Annotated in this window: 10 protein-coding genes and 1 tRNA gene; all 11 read right to left on the reverse strand. The window is 63.8% G+C overall.

The features are described 5' to 3' along the window. Window positions 1-173: 173 nt before the first annotated feature. Window positions 174-2,606, reverse strand: coding sequence for a TonB-dependent siderophore receptor (locus AC1TXO_RS04205; protein ID WP_486405169.1), 2,433 nt, complete (start codon window positions 2,604-2,606; stop codon window positions 174-176). A 141-nt stretch (window positions 2,607-2,747) separates the two neighbouring features. Beyond that, a complete protein-coding gene (locus tag AC1TXO_RS04210) occupies window positions 2,748-4,403 on the reverse strand; it encodes a cyclic peptide export ABC transporter (protein ID WP_486405170.1) in 1,656 nt (551 codons plus the stop codon). Between the two features lie 206 nt (window positions 4,404-4,609). Further along, on the reverse strand, window positions 4,610-5,635 hold the full coding sequence (locus tag AC1TXO_RS04215; protein WP_486405171.1) for a GNAT family N-acetyltransferase: 1,026 nt from the start codon (window positions 5,633-5,635) through the stop codon (window positions 4,610-4,612). A gap of 231 nt (window positions 5,636-5,866) precedes the next feature. After that, entirely contained in the window at window positions 5,867-6,967 is a 1,101-nt protein-coding gene (gene ychF / locus AC1TXO_RS04220) for a redox-regulated ATPase YchF (RefSeq protein WP_016484859.1), read from the reverse strand. Window positions 6,968-6,989: 22 nt separating this feature from the next. Beyond that, the gene (gene pth, locus AC1TXO_RS04225) at window positions 6,990-7,574 is read right to left on the reverse strand and encodes an aminoacyl-tRNA hydrolase (protein ID WP_132846694.1); all 585 of its coding nucleotides are present in this window, start codon (window positions 7,572-7,574) and stop codon (window positions 6,990-6,992) included. A gap of 79 nt (window positions 7,575-7,653) precedes the next feature. Next, window positions 7,654-8,253, reverse strand: a complete 600-nt coding sequence (locus AC1TXO_RS04230) for a 50S ribosomal protein L25/general stress protein Ctc (protein ID WP_054894615.1) — start codon at window positions 8,251-8,253, stop codon at window positions 7,654-7,656. Window positions 8,254-8,374: 121 nt separating this feature from the next. Next, window positions 8,375-9,316 (reverse strand): ribose-phosphate pyrophosphokinase, encoded by a 942-nt coding sequence (locus AC1TXO_RS04235; protein WP_029614333.1) that lies wholly within the window; start codon window positions 9,314-9,316, stop codon window positions 8,375-8,377. A 47-nt stretch (window positions 9,317-9,363) separates the two neighbouring features. Further along, window positions 9,364-9,438, reverse strand: a tRNA-Gln gene (locus AC1TXO_RS04240). A gap of 20 nt (window positions 9,439-9,458) precedes the next feature. Further along, window positions 9,459-10,319, reverse strand: coding sequence for a 4-(cytidine 5'-diphospho)-2-C-methyl-D-erythritol kinase (gene ispE, locus AC1TXO_RS04245; protein WP_486405172.1), 861 nt, complete (start codon window positions 10,317-10,319; stop codon window positions 9,459-9,461). Window positions 10,320-10,323: 4 nt separating this feature from the next. Then, the gene (gene lolB, locus AC1TXO_RS04250; RefSeq protein WP_486405173.1) at window positions 10,324-10,941 is read right to left on the reverse strand and encodes a lipoprotein insertase outer membrane protein LolB; all 618 of its coding nucleotides are present in this window, start codon (window positions 10,939-10,941) and stop codon (window positions 10,324-10,326) included. Window positions 10,942-10,944: 3 nt separating this feature from the next. Continuing rightward, window positions 10,945-12,672 carry a tetratricopeptide repeat protein gene (locus AC1TXO_RS04255; RefSeq protein WP_486405174.1) on the reverse strand — a complete coding sequence of 576 codons (1,728 nt, stop codon included), beginning with the start codon at window positions 12,670-12,672 and terminating at the stop codon, window positions 10,945-10,947. Between the last annotated feature and the right edge of the window lie 40 nt (window positions 12,673-12,712).

The raw sequence follows: 12,712 nt of genomic DNA on the forward strand, positions 1-12,712 counted from the left end.
AAGCCCGCTCCCACAAGGGCGGACTGGACTACCCCTCAAGGGTTGGATTCATGTGCAGCTTCCTGGCGGAAGTCGCCCCTGCAGGAGCGAGAGGTCCATGCGTAGCGGTCAACCACGAAAAAGCCCCTGCCGGATCACGGCAGGGGCTTTTTGCGTTACCCGTGGGTATCAGCTCAGAAGCTGTACTTCACGTTGAACATCACGTTGCGCGGCGCACCGTAGTAAGCGGTGTCGTAGTTGCCGATACCACTGTAGTAGTGCTTGTCGAACAGGTTGTTGACGTTGACCGAACCCTTGAAGTTCGTGGTGAAGTCATAACCTGCGACCAGGCCGACCAGGGTGTAGGACTTCTGCTCGAACTTGGCATTCGGATCGTCGGTTTCATACCAGTTGCCCGGACGGAAGAAGGTCGAGCTCTGCCAGTAGACGTTGCCGCCAACGGTCATCTTGTGCAGATCGCCCGGCAGGCGATAGTTGGTGGCCAGTTTGAACAGGTGCTGCGGCTGGTTGGTGGCGACGCGCTTGTCATCACCATCGTGCGATTCAGCGAAGGTGTAGCCGGCCATCAGTTGCAGGTCCTTGGCTACTTCGCCGGACACTTCCATTTCCACACCGCGGGTCTTCACGCCAGCGACGGCGCGATAGGCGGCGTTGCCGGTATCGGGGTTGGTGCCCGCCTGCTCGGCGAAGTTGTCCTGCTTGAGCTCGAACAGCGCCAGGCTGGCGTTGAGGCGATCTTCGAAGTAGGCACCCTTGATACCGACCTCGTAGCTCTTGCCGGTCAGCGGATCAAGCGGCTTGCCGCTGGCAGTCAGGTTGTACGGCTGCGGCTTGAACACGTCGGTGTAGCTGAAGTAGACGGTGTGGTACTGGTCGATGTCGAACGTCACACCGGCATAGGGCACCACTTCGCCGCTGACCTTGTCGTTGGCGGGCAGTTTGATCCCGGCGCCGTTGATGGTGTCGATATCCCACTTGTAGTCCACCACGCGCGCGCCGAGAATCACCTGCAGGCGGTCGGTCGGCTTGAGGATGGTCGCTGCGAAGCCGACCTTCTGGCGGGCTTCGATATCGAAGGTCGACCACCATTCGAAGCTGCTTGGCTTCTGGCCATAGCCGTCCCAGTTGAACACGTCGTCGACGCTGGCGTTGGTGTCGCCGTCATAGCGTTTGGAGGTGGCATTGGTGTGGGCGATGCTGTAGCCGAACACGGCTTCATGCACGCGACCGCCCAGGGTGAATGGGCCACGGGCGTAGAGGTCGACACCCTTCTCGCGGCTGGTGGTGTTGAACTTCGAGGCGCCGCCCGGGTAGAAACCGTGCGCGACGCTGTTGTCGTCCTGCACAGGCGAACTGCCCAGGCCCGAGATGAGCTCGCGCGACTTGTATTCACGGGTGCTGACCACGCCCTTGAACACCCAGTCGTTGGCGAAGGTATGCGCCAGCTCGGCGAACGCGCGTTCGGTGTCCTGGTTACGCCAGGTCCAGCGGTCGGCGGCGTTCATGTCGCGTTTGTACTTGATGGTCTGGCCATTCTGGCGGAATACCGGCAAGGCGCCGGTGGTGCTGCCGTTGTCCTGGTTCTTCTGCAGGTCGTAGCCGACGGTGACCGTGGTGTCTTCGGTCAGGTCGCCTTCCAGGACACCGTAGAAGATGTGCTGGTCGCCTTCGAGATAGTTGATGTAGCTGTCGGCGGTCTGGGTGCCGGCGACCATGCGCCCGCGGATGTTGCCGCTCTCGGTCAGAGGGCCGGAGAGGTCGACTTCGGCGGTGTACTTGTCCCAGGAGCCCGCGCCTGCGCCAATGTGGCCCTGAAACTTGTCGGTCGGGCGCTTGCGTACCAGGTTGACCACGCCGGATGGATAACCCGAGCCGTTGACCAGGCCGGTGGCGCCTTTGAGCACTTCGACGCGGTCATAGATGATGCTGTTGGCGATGCTGTAGTTGTCGCGCAGCGAGCCGCCGTCCGAAGACAGGCTCGGCACGCCGTCGAACTGGAAGTTCTCCAGCTGGAAGCCACGCGAATAGAAGCTGTATGCCTCGGAGCTTTCCTGGTTGACGGTGATGCCCGGGGTGAACTTGAGCACCTCGGAAACGCTCTGCAGGTTCTGGTCGTCCATCTGCTGGCGGGTGACCACGCTGACCGACTGCGGGGTCTTGCGCAGGCTCAGCGGCAGGCGCGTGGCCGAAGCGGTTTCACCCGTGGTGTACGACCCGGTGCCCTCGGTGGTGAGGCCCAGCGCCGCGCCGGAAATAGTCGTGTTGCCCAGTTGCAGGGCGGTGTCCCCGGCCGCCTGCGGTGCACCCAGGGTGATCACGTTGCCCTGCACGCTGTAGGTCACGCCGGTGCCCTGCAGCAGGCGGGCAAGGGCTTGCTCGGGCTCGAGACGGCCACGCACCACGGCGCTGCGACGCCCCTGCACGGTGTCCTCGCTGAACAGGATCTGCATGTCGGTCTGCTTGCCGAAGCTGAGCAGGGCATTGGCCAGTGGCTGCGCAGGAATGTCGAACGCCACTTCCTGGGCCTGGGCCACCGTTGCGTAAGGGATGGCCAGGGCGGCACCCAAAGCGCAGGCGTTCAGGGTCGGACGCAAAGCGTTGCGCATGAGCAAGGCCCGGGCGAGGGGCGATAAGCGTTGTGGTGCTGGCATCGTGTTTCGCTCTTATAGATGGCGTAAGTGTTAGTGCGATTGCTTCTCAACTCTAAGTGGAACGCATGAGCGACAAGAAACCGGAAAACTTTTTTCTCAGGCCGGTGCCAGGTCGCTCCTGACCTTGCCCGCATCCATGCGCACCAGTTGGTCGGCCACGTCGAAGTAGCGGTCGTCGTGGGAGATGACGATGATCGTCTTGCCCAGGCGCTTGAGGTCCGGCAGCAGCTCGGTGTAGAAGATCCGGCGGAAGGTCGGATCCTGGTCGGCGGCCCATTCGTCGAACACCAGCACCGGACGTTCTTCGATCCAGGCGTTGACCAGCGCCAGGCGCTTGCGCTGGCCGGTGGACAGATCGGTGGTGGTGAAAGCGCCGTCGCGTACGCTGACCTTGTGCGCGATCTCCAGGCGCTCGAGATAGCGCGCTGCGTCCGCAGGCAGGTCGCCGTCGCCCTGGACCAGGTCGTCGAACAGGTAGTAGTCGGCGAAGATGGTGGTGAACAGCTGGCGATAGTCGTCGCGGTTCTGCGCGTCCACTGGCTGGCCGTTGAGGCTGATCTGGCCCTGCTGCGGCTCGTACAGGCCCAGCAGCAGCTTGATCAGGGTGGTCTTGCCGCAGCCGTTCTCGCCGACGATGAACACGATGTCGCCCTGGCGGATCGTCAGGTTGACCGGGCCCAGCACGAACGGCGTGGCGCCTTCCACCGCCGGGAAGGCGTAGCGCACGTCGCGCAGTTCCAGGGAATGCACCGCGTGCGCCGGCTTGCCGGGGGCCTCGAGCAGCAGGTGCGGTTCGGGCGAGGAGAAGGTTTCGGACAGTTCGGCGATACGGCGGAAGGCGATCTGTGCACGGCTGACGATCGGCAGGTTGCCGACGATCTGCTCGAGCGGGCCTTTCATGTACAGCAGCACCAGCACGAAGCCGCTCATCACCGCGCGGTTCTGGTCCGGCCAGTAGGTCTGCATGGCCAGGGCCAGGCCGATGACCACGAAGAACAGCATCGAGCCGAAGGTCTTGGCGACGATGAAGATGTTCACCGACTCGATCTGCTTGCGGCAGATCAGCGTGGCGCTCTGGCGGATACGCTGGGTGAACATGCGCTGGCGGCGCGGCCGGTGGATGCGCAGTTCCTTGGCGCCGTCGGCGATGGCGCGGTAGTGCTTCTGCAGGTTGTCTTCTTCGTCACGGGCATCCAGGAAGCCCTTCATGCCTTTGCCCTGGGCGATGAACTGGGCGGTGCAGCCGACGATGATCGCCACCACCATCATCAGGAACATCGGCCACGACAGCATCGCCAGGTAGCCCAGGCAGCCGAGGGTGATGGTCAGCGAGATCGCCAGTGGGGCGAAGACGAAGGCGAAGTCGCTGATGGTGTCGATATCGTGGGTCAGCACCGGGATCAGCCGGTGGCTGCGGTAGCGCTCGATCTGCGCGATCGGGGCGCTGAGCACCTTTTCCCCGAGCTCCAGGCGCAGGCGGGCGATGATGTACTGGCCGACCCGGTTGCTGCTCATGTCCGACAGGATCGAACAGCACAGCGCCAGCACGCACAGGCCGGCGAAGGCCGCGACCACCTCGCCCGAGAGGCCGGCGGCGTCGTTCAGGGCATTGTTGATGGTGGCCAGCAGTATGCTGATCGACAGGCCGCCGACCATCCCCAGCACGATGGAGATTGCCACCAGGGGCCAGAACGGCTTGAGCAGGCGCAGCAGGTCTCGGGTGGCGCTGCGGCTGCGTGGAGGGCTGATCATGGAAACTCCTGAGTCGAACGGCAATGGGAAATGGATAGCCGTGTGCCGGAGGCTGGCGTACCCCTGCAGACATGACGAAGCGGCGCGGACGGGATTTAGCGCGGTGCGATGGCTGGAGAGGCGGGTGGGGTTGTTGCGCGATCGTTGTGGGGTGGGGCAGGGGGCGTGGAGCGAGGAGGCGGCCCGCAAGGGGCCGCCCAAGGGCGTCAGAGCCCGCGGTCGGCGAAGAAGTACTCGCGCTCCAGGCGCAGCAGCGCGGCCTTCTTGTGGCTGAACTGGATATCCTTCAGGTGGCCGAAGCCCTGGGACTTGAGGAAGTCGATCTGGCGGGTGTGGTCGATGCGCGGTTCGCCGAGGATGCGCTGGGTGCGCGGGTCGTCGAGGAACATGTAGTGCATCAGCGAATTGAACCAGGCCTTGAGCTTGACCGCGCTCTGGTGCTTGCTCTCGCCGATCACCACATGCCAGCCGCGGTCGTGGTCGGTGACGTCATAGAAGGGCGCGATGCGGTCCTCCTTGCACCAGTACAGCTCGAAGTAGGCGAACGGTTCGTCGTCGAAGCAGCCGATCAGCGGATGGACGCGCGGGTCGTCGAGCATCTCGCGCAGGTAGGCGGCGTGCTCCTCGAGGCTGCCGGTCTGCTCCCAGAAGTAGGCGACCTGTTCCAGGTTCATCCAACGGTTGAAGGCTTCCAGGTCGCGGTCCGGGTCGATGGTGCGCAGGCTGAACGTGCTGTTCAGGCCCGGCAGGTGACGACGGTACACGTCGCCTTCCGGGAGCGGCGGGCGCTGCGGGTGGCGCTTCTCGCCGCTGAAGCGGTAGTGCGGTGCGGTGTGCGCGCTGGCCGGCGCCGTCAGCCAGGGCAGTGGGTGCTGCCAGAAGGTCGCGCGTCGGCACTGCAGGTGCAGGTGGTCATTGGCGTCGCTGGGCAACTGGGTGTCGAACACGCCCTGGCGGATCGCCGACACGGCGAAGGCCTGCGAAGCCTTGAGGGTGACGCTGATCAGGGCGGACTTCTTGCGGTAGGCGAAGTGGCTGCCGATCAGCGCGAGCAGGGCAGTGGCCGGGTAGTGCGCCGGCAGCTCGGACTCGATGACGACCTGCTCGCCGTCGATGCGATAGGCCAGCTCGGGCTGGTCGCTGACCTGCAGTACGCCGCCAACGGCGCTTTCGCCAAAGGTGCTGGCACGCCGGCCATCGGTCAGGGTGAGGCTGAACAGGGTTTGGGGCATGGCAGGCTCTCTCGGGGTCGGTCCACGGGTCATGACGAGAAGAACGTTTTGCCGGCGGGGAAAATTAGGCTTCAGGTCCAGGCGTTGCGCTTGCGCTGTGACCCTTTGCGTCTCGCCGCCACTTCTGCAGGGATGTACCGGTGGTTGATCGAAACCCATTAAAAAACCCCTGGCTGCCAGCGGCATCCAGGGGTTCTTGGGCATCGACCTTTCCCAAGGCCTGAGGCTGGCTCAGACGTTGAAGCGGAAGTGCATCACGTCACCGTCCTTGACGATGTAGTCCTTGCCTTCCAGGCGCCATTTGCCAGCTTCCTTGGCGCCGCCTTCACCCTTGAACTGGATGAAGTCGTCGTAGGCCACCACTTCGGCGCGGATGAAGCCCTTCTCGAAGTCGGTGTGGATCACGCCGGCCGCCTGCGGCGCGGTGGCGCCTACACGTACGGTCCAGGCGCGGACTTCCTGAACCCCGGCGGTGAAGTAGGTCTGCAGGTTGAGCAGCTCGTAACCGGCGCGGATCACACGGTTCAGGCCAGGCTCTTCCAGGCCCAGGGCCTCGAGGAACATGTCCTTCTCCTCGCCGTCGTCGAGTTCGGCGATCTCGGCCTCGATCTTGTTGCACACCGGCACCACCACCGCGCCTTCTTCCTCGGCGATGGCCTTGACCACGTCCAGGTGCGGGTTGTTGTCGAAGCCGTCTTCGGCCACGTTGGCGATGTACATGACCGGCTTGCTGGTCAGCAGGTGGAAGCCGCGGATGACGGCCTTCTCGTCGTCAGCCATGTTCTTCATCAGGCTGCGCGCAGGCTTGCCTTCGGTGAAGTGCGGGATCAGCTTCTCGAGGATGGCCTTCTGCGCCAGGGCTTCCTTGTCGCCACCCTTGGCGTTGCGGGCGACTTTCTGCAGCTGCTTCTCGCAGCTGTCGAGGTCGGCGAAGATCAGTTCGAGGTCGATGATCTCGATGTCGCGCTTGGGGTCGACGCTGTTGGAGACGTGGATCACGTTCTCGTCTTCGAAGCAGCGCACCACGTGGGCAATGGCGTCGGTCTCGCGGATGTTGGCGAGGAACTTGTTGCCCAGGCCTTCACCCTTGGAGGCACCGGCGACCAGGCCGGCGATGTCGACGAACTCCATGGTGGTCGGCAGGATGCGGTTGGGCTTGACGATCTCGGCCAGCGCCGCCAGGCGTGCGTCGGGCATCGGCACGATGCCGCTGTTCGGCTCGATGGTGCAGAAAGGGAAGTTCTCCGCCGCGATACCGGATTTGGTCAGGGCGTTGAACAGGGTGGACTTGCCGACGTTGGGCAGGCCGACGATGCCGCAATTGAAACCCATGGGAATTCCCCTTTCTAGAGAGTCAGGCCTTCTGGCTGTGCAGCTCGCGCATGGCCTTGGCGAAGTCGCCGGCCAGCACGTCCGGCAGCACGCCGAGGGCAAAATCGATGCTGGCGTCGAGCTTCTCCTGCTCGGCGCGCGGCGCGCGGCCCAGGACGAAGTTGGAGACCAGTTTTGCGTCACCCGGGTGGCCGATGCCAAGCCGCAGGCGGTGGAAGTCGTTCTGGTTGCCGAGCTGCGCGATGATGTCGCGCAGGCCGTTGTGCCCGCCGTGGCCACCGCCGCGCTTGAGCTTGGCGACGCCCGGAGGCAGGTCGAGTTCGTCGTGCGCCACCAGGATCGCTTCCGGCTTGATGCGGAAGAAATTGGCCAATGCCGCCACGGACTGGCCGCTGCGGTTCATGTAGGTGGTGGGGATCAGCAGGCGAACATCGTTGCCCTGATGGCTGAATTTAGCCGTCAGGCCGAAATACTTCTTGTCAGCGGACAGCGAGATGCGCTGGGCGCTGGCAATGCGTTCAACGAAAAGAGCCCCTGCGTTATGCCGGGTCTGTTCGTATTCGGGGCCGGGGTTACCCAGGCCGACGATCAACTGGATGGCGGTCACGTCAGGGGCTCTTCCTTGGAGTTGGCGGGTTACAGTGCGCGCGGCACTGTAACCCGACCGACGCCGGCGTGCGAGTGGATTACTCGGCAGCGCCTTCTTCAGCAGCTTCAGCGGACACGCGTGGGGCGTGAACGTTGGCAACGGCCTTGTCATCACCGTGGGCCAGAGCGACGAACTCTACGCCTTTCGGAGCCTTGAGGTCCGACAGGTGGATGATGGTGCCGATTTCGGCCTTGGACAGGTCGACTTCGATGAACTCAGGCAGGTCCTTGGCTTCGCAGGATACTTCGATCTCGGACTCGACGTGGGAGATCTCGCCGCCTTTCTTGACCGGGGCTTCTTCACCAACGAAGTGAACCGGAACCTTGGCGGTCAGCTTCTGGCCAGCAACGACGCGAACGAAGTCGGCGTGCATGATGAAGCCTTTGGCCGGGTGGCGCTGCAGGGCCTTGACGATGACGTTCTGCTTCTTGCCGTCGACGTTCAGTTCCAGAACGTGGCTGAAGGCAGCTTCGTTTTCGAACAGCTTGGTGATTTCCTTGGCCAGGATGGTCAGGGACTCGGCGTCCTTGTTACCACCGTAGACAACGGCAGGGATGTTCAGCGAGTGACGCAGGCGGCGGCTCGCACCTTTCCCCAGGTCAGTACGCGCTTGGGCGTTCAGGGTGAAATCGGTCATTTTGTTTCTCCAAAATAGCCCCCCGAGGGCGTTTGCGACCAGCGCCGGACGGGGATGGCAAAAAAGCCCCGCCCCGACATCGATGCCGGGGCGGGGCGCTTTTCGTCAGCGTGCGTTCCGCTTAGCGGAACATCGCGCTGATCGATTCTTCGTTGCTGATGCGGCGGACCGCTTCAGCGACTACCGGTGCGATATCCAGCTGGCGGATACGGTCACAGGCTTGAGCAGCGGCGGACAGCGGGATGGTGTTGGTCACCACCAGCTCGTCGAGCACCGACTTCTCGATGTTCTCGATCGCACGACCCGACAGAACCGGGTGGGTGCAATAGGCGTAGACCTTGGCAGCGCCGTGGTCTTTCAGGGCCTTGGCCGCGTGGCACAGGGTGCCGGCGGTGTCGACCATGTCGTCTACCAGGATGCAGGTGCGTCCTTCGACGTCGCCGATGATGTGCATCACCTCGGAGTGGTTCGCTTTCTCGCGGCGTTTGTCGATGATCCCCAGGTCCACACCCAGCGACTTGGCGACGGCGCGTGCACGCACCACACCACCGATGTCGGGGGAGACGATCATGAGGTTATCGAAACGCTGGTCTTCGATGTCATCGACCAGTACGGGCGAGCCGTAGATGTTGTCGACGGGAATATCGAAGAACCCCTGGATCTGGTCAGCGTGCAGGTCGACGGTGAGAACACGGTCGATACCCACGACAGTGAGCATGTCAGCGACGACTTTGGCGCTGATGGCTACACGTGCCGAACGCGGACGGCGGTCCTGGCGGGCGTATCCGAAGTAAGGAATCACGGCGGTGATTCGGGAAGCTGAGGAGCGGCGGAAGGCATCGGCCATCACTACCAGTTCCATCAGGTTATCGTTGGTCGGAGCGCAGGTCGGCTGAATGATAAAGACGTCTTTACCGCGGACGTTTTCATTAATCTCAGTGCTGATTTCGCCGTCGGAGAATTTACCGACAGAAACATCACCCAGTGGGATATGCAGCTGACGTACGACACGCCGAGCCAGATCGGGGTTGGCATTCCCCGTGAAGACCATCATCTTGGACACGCGCAGTACCTGAAGGCTGAGGGTAACCTGGATGAGTATAAGGAAAATGGCAGGGGCGGCTGGATTCGAACCAACGCATGGCAGGATCAAAACCTGCTGCCTTACCGCTTGGCGACGCCCCTGTATCTGTTGCTGCGAACGCTTATGCGCTCGACTTCTTGATCAGACTCTGCAGCTTGCGATGCAACATCGAAACGTTGCTTCCTTTTGCCACAAACCCTGCTTGGGTCTCTGAAAGAAGGGCCAGAACTCTATCAGCTTCGGCTTTGCTTGGGAAGGCCCCAAACACACAACTTCCAGTGCCGGTCATTCGGGCTTCGGTAAATTTACCCAGTGAATTCAGCGCATTGCGAACTTCCGGATACCGCTGCTCTACTACCGGTTGGCAGTCATTTCGACTGTTTCCCTCGGGAACGGGGCGCATCTTAAGGGGGAGGGAATCACGTGTCAACTCTGGATGCGAAAAAATTTCCGCTGTGCTGACAGACACTTGCGGCACCAGCACGACATACCAGGGCTCTTGCGGATCTACCGGGGTCAATTGTTCGCCGACACCCTGGGCGAAGGCGGCGTGGCCGTGGATGAACACCGGCACATCGGCGCCCAGGGCCAGGCCCAGCGCGGCCAGGCGCTCGACGCTCCAGTTGAGTTGCCAGAGATGGTGCAGGGCCAGCAGGGTAGTGGCCGCATCGGAGCTGCCGCCGCCGATGCCGCCGCCCATGGGCAGCACCTTGTCGAGCCAGATATCGACACCCAGCTGCGTGCCGGACTGTTCCTGCAGCTTGCGTGCTGCGCGCACGATCAGGTTGCTGTCGTGGGGGACGTCGGCGATCTCGGTGTTCAGGCGGATCTGGCCGTCGTCACGCAGCTGGAAGCTCAGCTCGTCTGCGTGGTCGAGGAACTGGAACACGGTTTCCAGCTCGTGATAACCGTCGGCGCGCCGGCCGGTGATGTGCAGCCACAGGTTGAGCTTGGCCGGGGCGGGCAGGGTGAGGCGCTGCATCGGATCAGTGCCCCAGCTGGCGCGGCTGCCAGTCCTTGACCACCAGCGTGACGTCGATGTTCTCGCCGTGCAGCTTGAGGCGCTCGGGCAGCCAGTAGCCGTTCTGTTCGGTGTAGCTCAGGTACTCGACTTCCCAGCCATCCTGGGTGAGACGGGCCAGACGGCTGTCTCCGTCGAGGGTCAGCTGGCTCTTGCTGTCCGGTGCCGGCAGACCGCGGACCCACCACACCAGATGCGACACCGGCAGGCGCCAGCCGAGCTGTTCTTCGAGCAGCGCCTCGGGGTTCGGGGCTTCGTAGCGGCCCTGGTTGGCCACTTCCAGCACCACGCCACCGGGGCGGCCGGTCAGGCGGGCGGCGCCACGGCCCAATGGGCCTGCCAGGCGAATGTCGTAGTAGTCCTGGCGCTGCAGCCAGAACAGCGTGCCGCTGCCCGAGTCACGCGGGGCACGGATGCCGACCTTGCCGTTGATCTGCCAGCCGTCGAGGCTGCTCAGCTGCTGCTTGTGCTCGCGCCACAGTTGCGGGCTGCCCTTGCCCTGCACGGCTTCTCGGGTGCCGAAGCCGGCGCAGCCGGCGAGCAGGGCGATGAGGGCGAAGGTGATCAGATGACGCAAACGCATGGCTTAAAGGTTCTCGGATCCGGTCAGGCGCAGGAGGGTCTTGCGCAGGATAGGGCTGTCGGGCTGCTCGGCGAAGGCCTTGGCCCACACCTGGCGGGCTTCGCGGCGCTTGCCGTTGGCCCACAGCACTTCACCCAGGTGGGCGGCGACTTCATGGTCGGGGAAACGCTCCAGCGCCTGGCGCAGCAAACGCTCGGCCTCGTCCAGGTTGCCCAGGCGGTAGTTGACCCAGCCGAGGCTGTCGAGCACGGCAGGGTCGTCCGGGGTGAGCTGGTGGGCCTTGTCGATCAGCGCCTTGGCTTCGCCGTAGCGGGTGGTACGGTCGGCCAGGGTGTAACCCAGCGCGTTCAGGGCCATGGCGTTTTCCGGCTCGCGGGCGATGATCGCGCGCAGGTCTTTCTCCATCTGCGGCAGGTCGTCGCGTTTTTCCGCCAGCATGGCGCGGGTGTAGAGCAGGTTGAGGTCATCGGGATAGCGCTTGATGGCCTGCTGCAGCACCTGGTCGGCCTGGGCTTCCTTGCCGTTGTTGCCGAGCGTTTCGGCTTCGATCAGGTACAGCTGGATGGCGTAGTCGGGCTGGGCCTCGCGGGCTTCGGCCAGATGGCGGGAGGCCTCGGTGCTGCGGCCGTTGGCGATCAGGATATCGGCCTGGCGCAGTTGCGCGGCCAGGTAGTCCGGACCCGGGCCGACCAGGGCGTACTCGCGCAGGGCTGCTGCCGGCAGGCCACGCTCTTCGCGGACACGGCCAAGATTGAGGTGGGCGGCATCGACGTTGCTGTCGCGCTCGACCAACTCCTGCAGGTAGCCCTCGGCCTCGTCCCAGTTCTTGTTCTCCATGCTCACCAGTGCCAGCGAGTAACGCAGCTCGTCATCATCGGGGTACTGCTGCAGGAGGCTTTCGAACTCGGCCTTGGCATCGTTGATGCGGTCCTGCTCGACCAGGGTGCGCGCGTAGGTCAGGCGCAGGCGCTTGTCGTCGGGGTTGTCGCGAATCGCTCCGCGCAGCAGCGGCAGGGCCTCGTCGCCGCGATCCAGGGCCTGCAGCAGGCGTGCGCGCAGCAGGATCGGCGCAACCTCGCCGTTACGCGGCGGGTGGCTTTCGAGCAGTTCGAGTGCCTGTTCGGTCTTGCCGTCCTGGTTCAGCAGCAGGGCCTTGCCGAACACCAGCTGGCTGTTGTCCGGGTTCTTGACCAGCAGGCGGTCGAAGCTTTGCATCAGGCCGTCGCGGGTGCTCTGGTCGGTTTCGGCGGCCGACAGGGCGAGGAAGTCGAAGTGGGTGTCGCCCTGGCCCTGCAGCACCTTCTCCATGTAGGTCATGGCGTCGTCATAGCGCCCGGAACGGGCCAGCTGGATGGCGGCGGCGCGCTGGGCGTCGAGGTTCTGCGGGTCGTTGCGGGCCCAGATCAGCGCGGTATCCAGCGCCGGTTCGTCGGCGCCGAGGTACTCGGCGATGCGGTAGGCGCGCTCGGAGACGGCCGGGTCCTGGGTTTTCTGCGCCTGGTCGACGTAGTTGGCCAGGGCGATGTCGAAACGGTTGCGCTGGCCGGCCAGTTCGGCCACCAGCAAGCTGTAGAGCGTGTCCTGCTTGAACGATCCATACACCACGGGCGTCTTCGCCTCGGGCTTTTCGGCCTCGGCAACAGCCTGCGGGTCCTCGCTCTTGTGCGGGACCAGGCTCTGGCAGCCCTGGAGCAGGGCGAAGGCAAGCAGCAATGCGTAGGATCTGTTCATAGAGGCTTTGAAGGACTAACCGGCGGTCGGAGCATGATGA

The sequence above is a fragment of the Pseudomonas sp. FA117 genome (genome assembly GCF_057370475.1).

What these genes read in the sequence shown, in the direction of transcription:
- AC1TXO_RS04205 (WP_486405169.1), bottom strand. Translation starts at nt 2,606, where the DNA reads ATGCGCAACGCTTTGCGTCCGACCCTGAACGCCTGCGCTTTGGGTGCC.
- AC1TXO_RS04210 (WP_486405170.1), bottom strand. Translation starts at nt 4,403, where the DNA reads ATGATCAGCCCTCCACGCAGCCGCAGCGCCACCCGAGACCTGCTGCGC.
- AC1TXO_RS04215 (WP_486405171.1), bottom strand. Translation starts at nt 5,635, where the DNA reads ATGCCCCAAACCCTGTTCAGCCTCACCCTGACCGATGGCCGGCGTGCC.
- ychF (WP_016484859.1), bottom strand. Translation starts at nt 6,967, where the DNA reads ATGGGTTTCAATTGCGGCATCGTCGGCCTGCCCAACGTCGGCAAGTCC.
- AC1TXO_RS04230 (WP_054894615.1), bottom strand. Translation starts at nt 8,253, where the DNA reads ATGACCGATTTCACCCTGAACGCCCAAGCGCGTACTGACCTGGGGAAA.
- ispE (WP_486405172.1), bottom strand. Translation starts at nt 10,319, where the DNA reads ATGCAGCGCCTCACCCTGCCCGCCCCGGCCAAGCTCAACCTGTGGCTG.
- lolB (WP_486405173.1), bottom strand. Translation starts at nt 10,941, where the DNA reads ATGCGTTTGCGTCATCTGATCACCTTCGCCCTCATCGCCCTGCTCGCC.
- AC1TXO_RS04255 (WP_486405174.1), bottom strand. Translation starts at nt 12,672, where the DNA reads ATGAACAGATCCTACGCATTGCTGCTTGCCTTCGCCCTGCTCCAGGGC.